13 protein-coding genes are annotated in these 16,625 nt (G+C 64.8%); all 13 read left to right on the top strand.

Going from position 1 to position 16,625, the window contains the following annotated elements:
* The first annotated feature begins 13 nt into the window (after nt 1-13).
* The 13 genes from uppS to dnaE all read left to right on the top strand — a co-directional run bounded on the left by uppS (nt 14) and on the right by dnaE (nt 16,503).
* Nucleotides 14-769, top strand: coding sequence for a polyprenyl diphosphate synthase (gene uppS, locus AC4OR5_RS03415; RefSeq protein WP_003113863.1), 756 nt, complete (start codon nt 14-16; stop codon nt 767-769).
* Nucleotides 763-1,578, top strand: coding sequence for a phosphatidate cytidylyltransferase (gene cdsA, locus AC4OR5_RS03410; protein WP_058161234.1), 816 nt, complete (start codon nt 763-765; stop codon nt 1,576-1,578). The genes uppS and cdsA overlap by 7 nt, the downstream gene beginning before the upstream one ends.
* Entirely contained in the window at nt 1,575-2,765 is a 1,191-nt protein-coding gene (ispC, locus tag AC4OR5_RS03405) for a 1-deoxy-D-xylulose-5-phosphate reductoisomerase (protein WP_003109337.1), read from the top strand. Before cdsA ends, ispC begins: the two co-directional genes overlap by 4 nt.
* Nucleotides 2,766-2,790: 25 nt before the next feature.
* Nucleotides 2,791-4,143, top strand: coding sequence for a sigma E protease regulator RseP (gene rseP / locus AC4OR5_RS03400; RefSeq protein ID WP_023097295.1), 1,353 nt, complete (start codon nt 2,791-2,793; stop codon nt 4,141-4,143).
* Nucleotides 4,144-4,213: 70 nt separating this feature from the next.
* Nucleotides 4,214-6,598 (top strand): outer membrane protein assembly factor BamA, encoded by a 2,385-nt coding sequence (gene bamA / locus AC4OR5_RS03395; protein ID WP_003098590.1) that lies wholly within the window; start codon nt 4,214-4,216, stop codon nt 6,596-6,598.
* A gap of 50 nt (nt 6,599-6,648) precedes the next feature.
* On the top strand, nt 6,649-7,155 hold the full coding sequence (locus tag AC4OR5_RS03390; protein ID WP_003098586.1) for an OmpH/Skp family outer membrane protein: 507 nt from the start codon (nt 6,649-6,651) through the stop codon (nt 7,153-7,155).
* Nucleotides 7,155-8,216 carry a UDP-3-O-(3-hydroxymyristoyl)glucosamine N-acyltransferase gene (gene lpxD, locus AC4OR5_RS03385; protein WP_003117487.1) on the top strand — a complete coding sequence of 354 codons (1,062 nt, stop codon included), beginning with the start codon at nt 7,155-7,157 and terminating at the stop codon, nt 8,214-8,216. The genes AC4OR5_RS03390 and lpxD overlap by 1 nt, the downstream gene beginning before the upstream one ends.
* Before the next feature lie 45 nt (nt 8,217-8,261).
* Nucleotides 8,262-8,702 (top strand): 3-hydroxyacyl-ACP dehydratase FabZ, encoded by a 441-nt coding sequence (gene fabZ / locus AC4OR5_RS03380; RefSeq protein WP_003092375.1) that lies wholly within the window; start codon nt 8,262-8,264, stop codon nt 8,700-8,702.
* The gene (gene lpxA, locus AC4OR5_RS03375; RefSeq protein WP_003092373.1) at nt 8,699-9,475 is read left to right on the top strand and encodes an acyl-ACP--UDP-N-acetylglucosamine O-acyltransferase; all 777 of its coding nucleotides are present in this window, start codon (nt 8,699-8,701) and stop codon (nt 9,473-9,475) included. Before fabZ ends, lpxA begins: the two co-directional genes overlap by 4 nt.
* A 3-nt stretch (nt 9,476-9,478) precedes the next feature.
* Nucleotides 9,479-10,615, top strand: coding sequence for a lipid-A-disaccharide synthase (gene lpxB, locus AC4OR5_RS03370; protein WP_003109334.1), 1,137 nt, complete (start codon nt 9,479-9,481; stop codon nt 10,613-10,615).
* Nucleotides 10,615-11,220: a ribonuclease HII gene (rnhB, locus tag AC4OR5_RS03365; RefSeq protein WP_003092371.1), complete on the top strand. Its 606-nt coding sequence runs from the start codon at nt 10,615-10,617 to the stop codon at nt 11,218-11,220. The genes lpxB and rnhB overlap by 1 nt, the downstream gene beginning before the upstream one ends.
* Nucleotides 11,221-11,436: 216 nt before the next feature.
* Nucleotides 11,437-12,852 (top strand): alanine/glycine:cation symporter family protein, encoded by a 1,416-nt coding sequence (locus AC4OR5_RS03360; protein WP_003092370.1) that lies wholly within the window; start codon nt 11,437-11,439, stop codon nt 12,850-12,852.
* Between the two features lie 129 nt (nt 12,853-12,981).
* Nucleotides 12,982-16,503: a DNA polymerase III subunit alpha gene (dnaE, locus tag AC4OR5_RS03355; RefSeq protein WP_003098578.1), complete on the top strand. Its 3,522-nt coding sequence runs from the start codon at nt 12,982-12,984 to the stop codon at nt 16,501-16,503.
* Nucleotides 16,504-16,625: the final 122 nt, after the last annotated feature.

Here is a 16,625-nt window from a genome sequence, read left to right as displayed (position 1 = left end):
CCGGGCTGACGTCATGGAAAAGACCCGGAAGGATGTGTGCGTGCCACGCCACGTGGCCATTATCATGGACGGTAACAATCGCTGGGCGAAGAAGCGTCTTCTGCCCGGCGTCGCCGGCCACAAGGCCGGTGTCGATGCCGTCAGGGCGGTGATCGAGGTCTGCGCCGAGGCAGGGGTCGAGGTCCTCACCCTGTTCGCGTTCTCCAGCGAGAACTGGCAGCGTCCGGCGGACGAAGTCAGCGCGCTGATGGAGCTGTTTCTCGTGGCCCTGCGCCGCGAGGTGCGCAAGCTCGACGAGAACGGCATCCGCCTGCGCATCATCGGCGATCGCACGCGTTTCCATCCGGAGTTGCAGGCGGCCATGCGCGAAGCGGAAGCCGCCACTGCTGGCAATACCCGTTTCCTCCTCCAGGTCGCCGCCAACTACGGCGGCCAGTGGGACATCGTCCAGGCCGCACAGCGCCTGGCGCGGGAGGTCCAGGGCGGGCACCTGGCGGCGGACGATATCTCCGCCGAGCTGCTCCAGGGTTGCCTGGTGACCGGCGACCAGCCGCTGCCCGACCTGTGCATCCGCACCGGCGGCGAACATCGCATCAGCAATTTCCTTCTCTGGCAGCTGGCCTACGCCGAGCTGTATTTCTCCGACCTGTTCTGGCCCGACTTCAAGCACGCGGCGATGCGGGCTGCCCTGGCGGATTTCTCCAAGCGCCAGCGCCGCTTCGGCAAGACCAGCGAGCAAGTCGAGGCCGAGGCCCGTCCGTCATGCTGAAACAACGGATCATCACGGCGCTGGTGCTTTTGCCCATCGCGCTGGGTGGTTTCTTCCTTCTCGAAGGGGCGTTCTTCGCCCTGTTCATCGGCGCGGTGGTGAGCCTGGGGGCCTGGGAATGGGCGCGCCTGGCCGGCTATGAACAACAGTTCGGCCGCGTTGCCTACGCGGCGACGGTCGCCGTGCTGATGGTCGCTCTCTACCATCTGCCGCAGCTTGCCGGAGCCGTGCTGCTGCTGGCGCTGGTCTGGTGGACGCTGGCCACCGTGCTGGTGCTCACCTACCCGGAAAGCGTCGGCTACTGGGGCGGCCGCTGGCGCCGCCTGGGCATGGGCCTGCTGATCCTGTTGCCGGCCTGGCAGGGGCTGGTCCTGCTCAAGCAGTGGCCGCTGGCCAATGGCCTGATCATCGCCGTGATGGTGCTGGTCTGGGGCGCGGATATCGGCGCCTACTTCTCTGGCAAGGCCTTCGGCAAGCGCAAGCTGGCGCCGCGGGTCAGCCCCGGCAAGAGCTGGGAAGGCGTTTACGGCGGCCTGGCGGTCAGCCTGGCGATCACCCTGGCGGTCGGCCTCTACCGCGACTGGTCCCTCGGCGCGCTGCTCCTGGCCCTGCTCGGCGCGGCGCTGGTGGTGTTCGTCTCGATCGTCGGCGACCTCACCGAAAGCATGTTCAAGCGCCAGTCCGGAATCAAGGACAGCAGCAACCTGCTGCCCGGCCACGGTGGCGTGCTGGATCGCATCGACAGCCTGACGGCAGCCATCCCGGTATTCGCGGCCCTGCTCTGGGCCGCCGGCTGGGGTGCGCCATGAGTCGACCGCAGCGGATCAGCGTGCTCGGCGCGACCGGCTCGATCGGTCTGAGCACCCTGGACGTCGTCCAGCGTCATCCCGATCGTTACGAAGCCTTCGCCCTGACTGGCTTCAGCCGCCTGGCCGAACTCGAGGCGCTGTGCCTTCGGCACCGCCCCGTCTATGCGGTGGTGCCGGAGCAGGCCGCGGCGATCGCCTTGCAGGGCTCGCTCGCCGCGGCGGGTATCCGCACCCGGGTGCTGTTCGGCGAGCAGGCGTTGTGCGAAGTGGCCAGCGCGCCCGAAGTGGACATGGTAATGGCGGCCATCGTCGGCGCCGCCGGGCTGCCGTCGACCCTGGCGGCCGTCGAGGCCGGCAAGCGCGTACTGCTGGCCAACAAGGAAGCGCTGGTGATGTCCGGCGCGCTGTTCATGCAGGCGGTCAAGCGCAGCGGCGCGGTGCTCCTGCCGATCGACAGCGAGCACAACGCGATCTTCCAGTCGCTGCCGCGCAATTATGCCGATGGCCTGGAGCGGGTCGGCGTGCGCCGGATCCTCTTGACCGCCTCCGGCGGCCCGTTCCGCGAGACGCCGCTGGAGCAACTCGCTTCGGTGACGCCGGAGCAGGCTTGTGCGCACCCGAACTGGTCGATGGGGCGGAAGATTTCCGTCGATTCCGCCAGCATGATGAACAAGGGGCTCGAACTGATCGAGGCGTGCTGGCTGTTCGACGCCCAGCCGAGCCAGGTCGAGGTGGTGATCCACCCGCAGAGCGTGATCCACTCGATGGTGGACTACGTTGACGGCTCGGTGATCGCCCAGCTCGGCAATCCGGACATGCGCACGCCGATTTCCTATGCCATGGCCTGGCCGGAGCGAATCGATTCCGGCGTTTCGCCGCTGGATATGTTCGCCGTCGGTCGCCTGGATTTCCAGCGCCCCGACGAGCAGCGCTTCCCCTGCCTGCGCCTGGCGAGCCAGGCCGCGGAAACCGGCGGCAGCGCCCCGGCCATGCTGAATGCCGCGAACGAGGTGGCCGTGGCCGCATTTCTCGAGCGGCGCATCCGCTTCAGCGACATCGCGGTTATCATCGAGGACGTGCTGAACCGCGAGGCGGTGACCGCAGTCGAATCGCTCGATCAGGTCCTGGCCGCCGATCGCCGCGCCCGTTCGGTCGCCGGGCAATGGTTGACCCGACACGCCGGCTAGTCTTCGGACGGCCTGGAGGTAGGAGATGAGTGCGCTTTACATGATCGTCGGTACCCTGGTGGCCCTGGGCGTGCTGGTGACGTTCCACGAATTCGGCCACTTCTGGGTCGCGCGACGCTGCGGGGTGAAGGTCCTGCGCTTCTCCGTCGGCTTCGGCACGCCGCTGGTGCGCTGGCACGACCGGCACGGCACCGAGTTCGTGGTGGCGGCCATTCCGCTGGGCGGCTACGTCAAGATGCTCGACGAGCGCGAGACGGAAGTACCGGCCCATCTGCTCGAACAGTCCTTCAATCGCAAGACGGTCCGTCAGCGGATCGCCATCGTCGCGGCTGGTCCCATCGCCAATTTCCTACTGGCGATTCTGTTCTTCTGGGTCGTCGCCCTGCTCGGTAGTCAGCAGGTGCGCCCGGTCATCGGTTCCGTGGCGCCGGAGAGCCTGGCCGCCCAGGCCGGCCTGGAGGCCGGGCAGGAACTGCTGGCGGTGGACGGCGAGCCCGTCACCGGCTGGAGCGGGGTCAACCTGCAGCTGGTTCGCCGTCTCGGCGAGAGCGGTACGCTGGAAGTGCGGGTGCAGGAAAAGGGCTCGAATGTCGATTCCACCCACCAGGTGCGTCTGGATGGCTGGCTGAAGGGCGAGGACAATCCCGATCCCATCGCCTCGCTGGGCATCCGGCCCTGGCGGCCGGCCTTGCCGCCGGTGCTGGCCGAACTCGACCCCAAGGGGCCGGCGCAGGCCGCCGGGCTGAAGCTCGGCGACCGTTTGCAGAGCATCGATGGCATCGCCGTCGACGACTGGCAGCAGGTGGTGGATAGCGTCCGTGCCCGTCCCGGGCAGCGCGTCCAGCTCAAGGTACTGCGCGACGGCGAAGTGCTGGATGTTGCCCTGGAGCTGGCGGTGCGCGGCGAGGGCAAGGCCCGGAGCGGCTACATGGGGGCGGGGGTCGCCGGTACCGAATGGCCGGCGGAAATGCTCCGCGAAGTGAGCTACGGACCGCTGGAGGCGGTGGGTCAGGCGCTTTCCCGAACCTGGACCATGAGCCTGCTAACGCTCGACTCCATAAAGAAAATGTTGCTCGGCGAGCTCTCGGTAAAAAACTTGAGCGGGCCGATAACCATTGCTAAAGTGGCGGGCGCTTCAGCCCAGTCTGGCGTGGGGGATTTTCTCAATTTCCTGGCCTATCTGAGCATTAGCTTGGGGGTTCTCAACCTGCTGCCGATCCCTGTCCTCGATGGCGGGCATCTGCTGTTCTATCTGGTTGAGTGGGTGCGCGGGCGCCCATTATCCGAACGGGTACAGGCTTGGGGGATGCAGATCGGCATCAGTCTGGTCGTTGGCGTGATGTTGCTCGCTCTGGTCAACGATCTGAGTCGTCTGTAGTCATGTTGAATTCGAATCTGCCGCCCTTTGCGGCAGATTCTCTATTTGTCAGTTGGAAAAAAAGGACTCCATGAAACGCTTTCTGCTACCCGCGCTGCTGTCAGCGCTGATGATCGCCGAGGTTCACGCCGAGTCCTTCACTGTTTCCGATATCCGGGTCAATGGCCTGCAGCGCGTGTCCGCCGGTAGCGTGTTCGCCGCCCTGCCGCTGAACGTCGGCGAGACCATCGACGACCAGGCCCTGGTCCAGGCCACCCGCTCCCTGTTCAAGACCGGTTTCTTCCAGGACATCCAGCTCGGCCGCGATGGCAACGTGCTGGTAGTCACTGTAGTCGAGCGCCCGTCGATCTCCAGCATCGAGATCGAGGGCAACAAGGCGATTTCCAAGGAAGACCTGCTCAAGGGCCTGAAACAGTCCGGCCTGGCCGAGGGCGAGATCTTCCAGCGCGCCACCCTCGAAGGCGTGCGCAACGAGCTGCAACGCCAGTACGTGGCCCAGGGCCGCTACTCGGCCGAGATCAACGCGGAAGTGATCCCGCAGCCGCGCAACCGCGTCGCGCTGAAGATCAACATCAACGAAGGCACGGTCGCCGCGATTTCCCACATCAACGTGGTGGGCAACACCGTCTTCTCCGAAGAAGACCTGACCGACCTGTTCGAACTGAAGACCACCAACTGGCTGTCGTTCTTCAAGAACGACGACAAGTACGCCCGCGAAAAGCTCTCCGGCGACCTCGAGCGCCTGCGCTCCTATTACCTGGACCGCGGCTACATCAACATGGATATCGCCTCCACCCAGGTATCCATCACCCCGGACAAGAAGCACGTCTACATCACCGTCAACATCAACGAGGGTGAGAAGTACACCATCCGCGACGTGAAGCTGACCGGCGACCTGAAGGTGCCGGAAGAGGAAGTGAAGCGCCTGCTGCTGGTGCAGAAGGGCCAGGTGTTCTCGCGCAAGGTGATGACCACCACCTCCGACCTGATCACCCGTCGCCTGGGCAACGAGGGCTACACCTTCGCCAACGTCAACGGCGTGCCGGAAGCCCATGACGACGACAAGACCGTCTCGGTGACCTTCGTCGTCGACCCGGGCAAGCGCGCCTACGTCAACCGCATCAACTTCCGCGGCAACACCAAGACCGAAGACGAAGTGCTGCGCCGCGAAATGCGCCAGATGGAAGGCGGCTGGGCCTCCACCTACCTGATCGACCAGTCCAAGGCCCGCCTGGAACGCCTCGGCTATTTCAAGGAAGTCAACGTCGAGACCCCGGCGGTTCCCGGCACCGACGACCAGGTCGACGTCAACTACAGCGTCGAAGAGCAACCGTCCGGCTCGATCACCGCCAGCGTCGGCTTCGCCCAGAGCGCCGGCCTGATCCTCGGTGGCTCGATCAGCCAGAACAACTTCCTGGGTACCGGCAACAAGGTCAGCATCGGCCTGACCCGCAGCGAATACCAGACCCGCTACAACTTCGGCTTCGTCGACCCCTACTGGACCGTCGACGGCGTCAGCCTCGGCTACAACGCCTTCTATCGGAAGACCGACTACGACGAGCTCGACGTCGACGTCGCCAGCTACTCGGTGAATAGCCTGGGCGCCGGCATGAGCATCGGCTACCCGATCAGCGAGACCTCGCGCCTGACCTATGGCCTGAGCGTGCAGCGCGACCAGATCGACACCGGCCGCTACACCGTGGACGAGATCTACGACTTCCTCGACAAGGAAGGCGACAACTTCACCAACTTCAAGGCTTCCATCGGCTGGTCCGAATCGACCCTGAACAAGGGCGTGCTGGCCACCCGTGGTCACTCGCAGAGCCTGACCCTGGAAACCACCCTGCCGGGCAGCGACCTGTCGTTCTACAAGATCGACTACCGTGGCCAGGTCTTCGCCCCGCTGACCGACAACTACACCATGCGCTTCCACACCGAGCTGGGCTATGGCGACGGCTACGGATCCACCGAGCGCCTGCCGTTCTACGAGAACTACTACGCCGGCGGCTTCAACTCGGTGCGGGGCTTCAAGGACAGCACGCTGGGGCCTCGTAGTACCCCCTCTAGGGCTTACAAGGATGGGAAGATCATTCCTGGGCCTGATGAGCGTGGTCGCTACACCGACCCGGACCAGGATCCCGAAGCCTTCGGTGGTAACATCCTGATCACCGGCGGCGCCGAGCTGCTGTTCCCGCTGCCGTTCGTCAAGGACCAGCGCCAGTTGCGTACCGTGCTGTTCTGGGACGTGGGTAGCACCTTCGATACCGACTGCCCGACCAAGACCACCACCAACTGCGACGGCATCAAGACCGACAACCTCGCCAGTTCCGTGGGCGTCGGCCTGACCTGGATCACCGCGCTGGGCCCGCTGAGCTTCAGCCTGGCGACGCCGATCAAGAAGCCGGACAACGCGGAAACCCAGGTCTTCCAGTTCTCCCTGGGCCAGACCTTCTGATTTGTACGTAGTACCGAGTAACGAAACCATGCTTTGTGCAGGAGTGCATCGTGCGTAAGTTCACCCAGTTCGTCCTGATCACCGCAGCCATCATGGCGGCTCCTTCGGCGTTCGCTGAAATGAAGATCGCGGTGCTCAACTACCAGATGGCGCTGCTCGAGTCCGATGCCGCCAAGCAATACGCCGTGGATGCCGAGAAGAAGTTCGGCCCCCAGCTGAACAAGCTGAAGAACCTCGAACGCGACGCCAAGGCGCTGCAGGACAAGCTGGTTTCCAACGGCAGCAAGATGTCCCAGGGCGACCGCGAGAAGGCCGAGCTGGACTTCAAGCAGAAGGCCCGTGACTTCCAGTTCCAGTCCAAGGAACTGAACGAGTCGAAGGCCGCCGCCGACCGCGACATGTTGAAGAAGCTCAAGCCGAAGCTGGACCAGGCCGTCGAGGAAACCATCAAGAAAGGCGGCTACGACATGGTCATCGAGCGTGGCGCCGTGGTCGACGTCAAGCCGCAATACGACATCACCCGCCAGGTGATCGAGCGGATGAACCAGCTGCGTTGATGATGAGTACCTTGTCCTACACCCTGGGCCAGCTGGCCGCGCATGTCGGCGCGGAACTCCGTGGCGACGCGGACCTGCCGATCCAGGGCCTGGCGACCTTGCAGGAGGCCGGACCGGCTCAGCTGAGCTTCCTGGCCAACCCGCAGTATCGCAAGTACCTGCCCGAAAGCCGTGCCGGCGCCGTCCTGCTGACGGCTGCCGACGCCGACGGGTTCGCCGGTACCGCGCTGGTGGTGGCCAACCCCTACCTGGCCTATGCCAGCCTGTCGCACCTGTTCGATCGCAAACCGAAGGCGGCCGCCGGTATCCATCCCACCGCCATCGTCGCGGCGGACGCCGAGGTCGATCCGAGCGCCAGCGTCGGCGCCTATGCGGTGATCGAGAGTGGCGCCCGCATCGGCGCTGGCGTCAGCATCGGCGCGCACTGCGTAATCGGCGCCCGTAGCGTGATCGGCGAAGGCGGCTGGCTGGCGCCGCGGGTCACGCTCTACCACGACGTCACCATCGGCGCGCGGGTGAGTATCCAGTCGGGCGCGGTGATCGGCGGCGAAGGTTTCGGTTTCGCCAACGAGAAGGGCGTCTGGCAGAAGATCGCCCAGATCGGCGGGGTGACCATCGGTGACGACGTCGAGATCGGCGCGAACACCACCATCGACCGTGGAGCACTGTCCGATACGCTGATCGGCAACGGTGTGAAGCTGGACAACCAGATCATGATCGCGCACAACGTGCAGATCGGCGATCATACCGCCATGGCCGCTTGCGTCGGCATTTCCGGCAGCGCCAAGATCGGCAGGCATTGCATGCTCGCCGGCGGCGTTGGCCTGGTCGGCCATATCGAGATCTGCGACAACGTTTTCGTGACCGGCATGACCATGGTGACCCGCTCGATCACCGAGCCGGGATCGTATTCCTCCGGTACCGCCATGCAACCGGCGGCCGAATGGAAAAAAAGCGCCGCGCGCATTCGTCAACTGGACGACATGGCGCGTCGACTTCAGCAGCTGGAAAAACGCCTGGCTGCCGTGACCTCAAGCGGTGACGCTTCATCTGATGCGTAATTGACGTTTTTTGCGTCACCCTTTTCTGAACAGGCTCCCCCTAACATGATGGACATCAACGAGATTCGCGAATACCTGCCTCATCGCTATCCTTTCCTGCTGGTGGATCGGGTGGTAGAGCTGGACATCGAGGGCAAGCGCATTCGCGCCTACAAGAATGTCAGTATCAATGAGCCGTTCTTCAACGGACATTTCCCCGAGCACCCGATCATGCCGGGCGTGCTGATCATCGAGGCGATGGCCCAGGCGGCCGGTATCCTCGGTTTCAAGATGCTCGACGTGAAGCCCGCCGACGGCACCCTTTACTACTTCGTCGGTTCGGACAAGCTGCGCTTCCGCCAGCCGGTCCTGCCGGGCGACCAACTGCAACTGCACGCCAAGTTCATCAGCGTGAAGCGCAGCATCTGGAAATTCGACTGCCACGCTACCGTCGACGACAAGCCGGTATGCTCGGCTGAAATCATCTGTGCGGAACGCAAACTATGAGTTTGATCGATCCTCGCGCCATCATCGATCCGAGCGCCAGGCTGGCGGCTGACGTCCAGGTGGGCCCGTGGTCCATCGTCGGGGCGGAAGTGGAGATCGGTGAAGGGACGGTGATCGGTCCGCACGTGGTGCTCAAGGGCCCCACGAAGATCGGCAAGCACAACCGCATCTACCAGTTTTCCAGCGTCGGCGAGGATACTCCCGACCTGAAATACAAGGGCGAGCCGACGCGCCTGGTGATCGGTGACCACAACGTGATCCGCGAAGGCGTGACCATCCATCGCGGAACCGTCCAGGATCGCGCGGAAACCACCATTGGCGACCACAATCTGATCATGGCCTATGCGCACATCGGCCATGACAGCGTGATCGGCAACCATTGCATCCTGGTGAACAACACGGCGCTGGCCGGGCATGTCCACGTGGACGACTGGGCGATCCTGTCCGGCTACACCCTGGTGCACCAGTACTGCCGGATCGGCGCGCACAGCTTTTCCGGCATGGGCAGCGCCATCGGCAAGGACGTCCCGGCCTACGTGACGGTCTTCGGCAACCCGGCCGAAGCCCGCAGCATGAACTTCGAAGGCATGCGTCGGCGCGGCTTCAGCAGCGAGGCCATCCATGCCCTGCGGCGTGCCTACAAGGTGGTCTATCGCCAGGGACATACCGTCGAGGAAGCCCTGGCCGAGCTGGCCGAAAGCGCTGCCCAGTTCCCCGAGGTCGCGGTGTTCCGTGATTCCATCCAGAGCGCAACCCGCGGCATCACCCGCTGAGCCATGGCTGACGGATTACGCGTAGCCCTGGTCGCCGGCGAGGCCTCCGGCGACATCCTCGGGTCCGGACTGATGCAGGCGCTGCGGGCGCGGCACCCGGATATCGAGTTCATCGGCGTCGGTGGGCCGCGCATGGAGGCCGAAGGGCTGTCCAGCTATTTCCCCATGGAGCGCCTGTCGGTGATGGGCCTGGTCGAAGTACTGGGCCGGCTGCCGGAGTTGTTGCGACGGCGCAAGCGCCTGATCCGCACGCTCATCGAGGCCCGGCCGGATGTGATGATCGGCATCGACGCTCCCGACTTCACCCTCGGCGTCGAACACAAGCTGCGCCAGGCTGGCCTGCGCACCGTGCATTACGTCAGCCCTTCGGTGTGGGCCTGGCGGCAGAAGCGGGTGCTGAAGATTCGCGAAGCCTGCGACCTGATGCTGGCATTGTTCCCCTTCGAAGCACGTTTCTACGAAGAGCATGGGGTGCCCGTGCGTTTCGTCGGCCACCCCCTGGCCAACACCATTCCCCTGCAGGCGGATCGCGCTGCGGCCCGCGCGCGGCTCGGATTGCCGGCGGACGGACAGGTGGTGGCGCTGATGCCGGGCAGTCGCGGCGGCGAGGTCGGCAAGCTCGGCGCCTTGTTCCTCGACACCGCCCAGCGCCTGCTCGTCGAACGGCCGGGCCTGCGTTTCGTGCTGCCCTGCGCCAGCGCTGCACGGCGCGAACAGATCGAGCAGATGCTCCAGGGCCGCGAGCCTCTGCCGCTGACGCTGCTCGACGGCGCTTCCCATGAAGCGTTGGCCGCCTGCGATGCGGTGCTGATCGCCTCCGGTACCGCGACCCTCGAGGCGCTGCTCTACAAGCGGCCGATGGTGGTGGCTTATCGGGTCGCCGGGCTGACGTACCGGATTCTCAAGCGCCTGGTGAAAAGCCCTTACATCTCCCTGCCGAACCTGCTGGCCGGGCGCCTGTTGGTGCCGGAACTGATCCAGGACGCCGCCACCCCGCAAGCGCTGGCCGCAACCCTCTCGCCGCTGCTGGACGACGGCTCGCAGCAGGTGGAATTCTTCGATGCCATCCATCGGGCCTTGCGCCAGGATGCTTCGGCACAGGCGGCGGAAGCCGTCCTGCAACTGGTGGAGCGCCGCTGATGCAACTGGGCCTGGATTTCAATCTGGTGGAGGATCTGGTCGCGGGCGTCGACGAGGTCGGTCGCGGTCCGTTGTGCGGTCCGGTGGTCACCGCCGCGGTGATTCTCGACCCGAGCCGCCCAATCCTCGGCCTGAACGACTCGAAGAAGCTCAGCGAAGCTCGTCGCGAGGCGCTGTTCGAAGAGATCCGCGAGAAGGCCCTGGCCTGGTGCATCGCCCGCGCCGAGGTCGAGGAGATCGACCGGCTGAACATTCTGCATGCCACCATGCTTGCCATGCAGCGCGCGGTCGAAGGCCTCAGCGTGACTCCGCGGCTGGCCCTGATCGACGGCAATCGCTGTCCGAAACTGGCGGTGCCCAGCGCGCCGGTGGTCAAGGGCGACAGCCAGGTACCGGCAATCGCCGCGGCGTCGATCCTGGCCAAGGTCAGTCGCGACCGGGAAATGGTCGAGCTGGACCGGGTCTATCCGGGCTATGGCATGGCCGGGCACAAGGGCTATCCGACCGCTGTCCATCTCGAGGCGCTTTCCCGTCTCGGCCCGACGCCGATCCATCGACGCTCGTTTGCTCCGGTTCGCGAATTGCTGGATGTCCCTGTTCAATAATTGAGCGGATGTCGCGTGACTGACCGTATCCGTCGCCTGGTGACAAGCGGTGAGCGGCGTCAATAGCGGAAAGTCCTGCCCCTTCCTGCCAGGTACCATTCACAGCGAAATTTCCTTCGGCTCGCACGTCATTCCGTGTGTGTCCGAAACACGCGGCCTTCTACCCGGGAGGTCGGCTGACAACAATCCGCCATAAGCGGAACAGGGGAGTTATCCATGCAAGAATTCGCCACTCAGGTCGTCGACCTGCTCAACGGCCTTATCTGGGGCAAGATCCTCATCTGGCTGCTGGTCGGTTGCGGCCTGTACTTCACTGTGCGCCTGGGATTGATCCAGTTCCGCCACTTCGGCCATACCTTCAGCGTGCTCAAGGGCAGCCGCCAGTCGGACGACTCGGGAATCTCCTCGTTCCAGGCGCTCTGCACCTCTCTGGCGGCGCGGGTCGGTACCGGCAACGTCGCCGGCGTGGCGGTAGCGATCACGCTCGGCGGTCCCGGCGCAGTGTTCTGGATGTGGGCGATCGCCCTGGTGGGGATGGCGACCGGCTTCGTCGAGGCGACCCTGGCCCAGTTGTTCAAGATTCGCGACGACAAGGGCCAGTTCCGTGGCGGCCCGGCCTACTACATGGAGAAGGGCCTGGGCGCGCGCTGGATGGGCATCCTGTTCTCGATCTTCCTGATCATCGCCTTCGGTTTCGTCTTCAACTCGGTGCAGGCCAATACCATCACCGGTGCCATGCAGGGCGCCTTCGGCGTGCCGACCTGGATCAGCGGCATCGCCGTGGTGATCCTCACCGCGTTGATCATCTTCGGCGGCCTGCGCTCCATCGCGCGCTTCTCCGAACTGGCGGTACCCTTCATGGCGGTGGCCTACCTGCTGCTGGCGGTGGGCATCATCCTGTTCAACCTCAGCGAACTGCCGGGCGTCCTGGCGATGGTGGTGAAGAGTGCCTTCGGCTGGCACGAGGCCGCCGCCGGCGGCATCGGCGCGGCGATCCTCAACGGCTTCAAGCGCGGCCTGTTCTCCAACGAAGCAGGCATGGGCTCGGCGCCCAACGCCGCCGCCTCGGCCACGCCCTATCCGCCGCACCCGGCGTCCCAGGGCTACGTGCAGATGGCCGGCGTGTTCATCGATACCCTGCTGATCTGCACCGCTTCCGCCGCCATCATCCTGCTGGCCGGACCGCAGGAAGGCGAGGGCATCATGCTGGTGCAGAATGCCCTGACCAGCCAGGTCGGCGACTGGGGCCGCTACTTCCTGGCGGTGATCATCCTGTTCTTCGCCTTCACCTCGATCGTCGCCAACTACTTCTATGCCGAGAACTGCCTGGTATTCCTCGAGCACAACCACCTGGCGGGCCTGTTGATCTTCCGCCTGATCGTGCTGGCGATGGTGATGTTCGGCGCGCTGGCTTCGCTGCCGTTCGTCTGGAACCTCGCCGACGTGTCGATGGGCCTGATGGCGATCACCAACCTGATCGCCATCCTGCTGCTGTCCAACCTCGCGATCAAGCTGGCCAAGGACTACAACGCCCAGCGCAAGGCCGGCAAGCTGCCGACCTTCGACGCCAGCCAGTTCCCCGAAGTCCAGCAGAAGCTCGAACCGGGTATCTGGGACGATCGCCGCGCCTGAGCGCGGGGCGGGCGACGTTTCTCGGCGCAGCCGAGGCGCATCGTCCGCTCTTGAACCTGTAGCTTTGCCACCGGGCCCGGTACAATCCGGGCCTTGTCGTTTTTGCGTTATTTCTGCTCCGGGGCCTTCATGACCGTATCCTTCGTTCACCTGCGTCTGCATACCGAATTCTCCCTGGTCGACGGCCTGGTCCGGGTCAAGCCCCTGGCCAAGGCGGTGGCGGGGCTGGGCATGCCGGCGGTGGCGGTCACCGACCAGAGCAACATGTGCTCGCTGGTGAAGTTCTACAAGACCGCCATGGGCGCCGGCATCAAGCCGATCTGCGGGGCCGACATCTGGCTCGCCAGCCGCGAGGAAGATGGCCCGCTCAGCCGCCTGAGCCTGCTGGCGATGAACGCGAAGGGCTATCGCAACCTCACCGAGCTGATTTCCCGCGGCTGGAGCGAAGGCCAGCGCAATGGCGAGATCATCATCGAGCGCGACTGGGTCAAGGAGGCGGCGGAAGGCCTGATCGCGCTGTCCGCGGCCAAGGAGGGCGAGATCGGCCACGCGCTGCTCGACGGCGAGGAAGCCAAGGCCGAGGCGCTGTTGCGCGAGTGGATGGAGGTGTTCCCCGAGCGCTTCTACGTCGAAGTGCAACGTACCAGCCGGGTCAACGACGAGGAGCACCTCCACGCGGCGGTGGCTTTGGCGTCACGCTGTAACGCGCCGCTGGTGGCGACCAACGACGTGCGCTTCATCAAGCAGGAAGACTTCGAGGCCCACGAGACCCGCGTCTGCATCGGCGAGGGGCGGACCCTCGACGATCCGCGGCGGCCGCGTACCTATTCGGACCAGCAATACCTGAAGTCGCCGGCGGAAATGGCCGAGCTGTTCAGCGACCTGCCGGAAGCGTTGGAAAACACCGTCGAGATCGCCAAGCGCTGCAACATCGAGGTGCAGCTGGGCAAGTACTTCCTGCCGGACTTCCCCACGCCCAATGGCATGGGCATCGACGACTACCTGCGGCACGCCTCCTTCGAAGGTCTCGAGGAGCGCCTGGAGGTGCTGTTGCCGAAGGACACCCCGGACTACGAGGCCAAGCGCCAGGTCTATGTCGACCGTCTGAACTTCGAACTCGATATCATCATCCAGATGGGTTTCCCCGGTTACTTCCTCATCGTGATGGACTTCATCAAGTGGGCGAAGAACAACGGCGTGCCGGTAGGCCCCGGGCGGGGCTCGGGCGCCGGCTCGCTGGTGGCCTACGTGCTGAAGATCACCGACCTCGATCCGCTGGCCTACGACCTGCTGTTCGAACGTTTCCTCAACCCGGAACGGATCTCCATGCCCGACTTCGACGTCGACTTCTGCATGGAGGGCCGCGACCGGGTGATCGACTACGTGGCCGACGCCTACGGGCGCAACGCGGTGAGCCAGATCATCACCTTCGGCACCATGGCGGCGAAGGCGGTGGTACGCGACGTGGCGCGGGTCCAGGGCAAGTCCTACGGTCTCGCCGACCGGCTGTCGAAGATGATTCCGTTCGAAGTCGGCATGACCCTGGATAAGGCCTACGAGCAGGAAGAAATGCTCCGCGACTTCCTCAAGAGCGACGAGGAAGCCGCCGAAATCTGGGAGATGGCCCTCAAGCTGGAAGGCATCACCCGCGGTACCGGCAAGCACGCCGGTGGCGTGGTGATCGCGCCGACCAAGCTGACCGACTTCTCGCCGATCGCCTGCGACGAGGAAGGCGGCGGCCTGGTGACCCAGTTCGACAAGGACGACGTGGAGGCGGCCGGCCTGGTGAAGTTCGACTTCCTCGGCCTGCGGACCCTGACCATCATCAAGTGGGCGATGGAGATCATCAACCGCGAGCAGGCCAAGAAGGGCCTGGAGCCGGTGAACATCGACTTCATCCCGCTGGACGACAAGCCGACCTATTCGCTGCTGCAGAAGGCCGAGACCACTGCGGTGTTCCAGCTCGAATCGCGCGGCATGAAGGAGCTGATCAAGAAGCTCAAGCCGGACTGCCTGGAAGACCTCATCGCACTGGTGGCGCTGTTCCGCCCGGGTCCTCTGCAGTCGGGCATGGTGGACGACTTCATCAACCGCAAGCACGGTCGCGCCGAGCTGTCCTATCCGCACCCCGATTACCAGTACGCCGGCCTGGAGCCGGTGCTCAAACCCACCTACGGCATCATCCTGTACCAGGAACAGGTGATGCAGATCGCCCAGGTCATGGCCGGCTATACCCTCGGTGGCGCGGACATGCTGCGCCGGGCGATGGGCAAGAAGAAGCCCGAGGAAATGGCCAAGCAGCGCGGCGGTTTCATCGAGGGTTGCAAGAACAACGGCATCGATGCCGATCTCGCGGGCAACATCTTCGACCTGGTGGAAAAATTCGCCGGCTACGGCTTCAACAAGTCGCACTCGGCAGCCTACGGCCTGGTCTCCTACCAGACCGCCTGGCTGAAGACCCACTTCCCGGCGCCGTTCATGGCCGCGGTGCTCACCGCGGATATGCAGAACACCGACAAGGTGGTGACGCTGATCGAAGAATGCCGGCACATGAAGCTGCGCATCGTGGCGCCGGACGTGAACAACTCCGAGTTCCGCTTCACCGTCGACGACGATGGCCGGATCGTCTATGGCCTGGGCGCGATCAAGGGCGTCGGCGAGGGGCCGGTGGAGGCGATCACCGAGTGCCGCGCCGAAGGCGGGCCGTTCAACACCCTGTTCGATTTCTGCGACCGCGTCGACCTCAAGCGCATCAACAAGCGCACCCTGGAAGCGCTGATCCGCGCCGGTGCGCTGGATCGCCTGGGGCCGCACTACCACGACGAGCTAAAGGCCTACCAGGCTACCGTCGACCTCAACCGCGCCGTGCTGCTGGCGGCGATGGAGGAAGCGATCCAGGCTGCGGAGCAGACCGCGCGCAGCCACGACAGCGGGCACATGGACCTGTTCGGCGGAGTCTTCGCCGAGCCGGAGGCGGATGTCTACGCCAACCACCGCAAGGTCAAGGAGCTGACCCTCAAGGAACGCCTGAAGGGCGAGAAGGACACCCTCGGCCTGTACCTGACCGGCCATCCGATCGACGAGTACGAAGGCGAGGTGCGGCGCTTCGCCCGCCAGCGCATCGTCGAGCTGAAGCCGGCGCGCGATACCCAGACGGTGGCCGGGCTGATCGTCAACCTGCGGGTGATGAAGAACAAGAAGGGCGACAAGATGGGCTTCGTCACCCTCGACGACCGCTCCGGACGGATCGAGGCCTCGCTGTTCTCCGAAGCCTTCGCCGCGGCCCAGTCGCTGCTGCAGACCGATGCGCTGGTGGTGGTCGAGGGCGAGGTCAGCCAGGACGACTTCTCCGGCGGACTGCGCCTGCGCGCCAAGCGCGTGATGAGCCTGGAGGAAGCGCGTACCGGACTGGCGGAGAGCCTGCGGATGAAGCTGCACGCCGACCTGTTGAAGGGCGACCGCCTGCGCTGGCTGGGCGAGCTGTTCAACCGCCATCGCGGTTCCTGCCCGATCACCCTGGACTACACCAGCGCCGACGCCAAGGCCCTGCTGCAGTTCGGCGAGAGCTGGCGGGTGGATCCGGCGGACGATCTGATCCAGGCATTGCGTGACCAGTTCGGGCGCGACAACGTCTTCCTCAATTATCGTTAATCGCGATGGGCGATAACGCCGTTGTTCCGCGCTCTGCGGCGGGAAAACGCGGATCGCCCTTGCTCCCGGCTCGACCCCTGGCGCCCGATCCCGTAAGGTAGGGCGCCAAACGGAAACGGCCC

The organism is Pseudomonas sp. YA1 (genome assembly GCF_058680555.1).
This window is presented reverse-complemented; position numbering and strand designations above follow the sequence as displayed.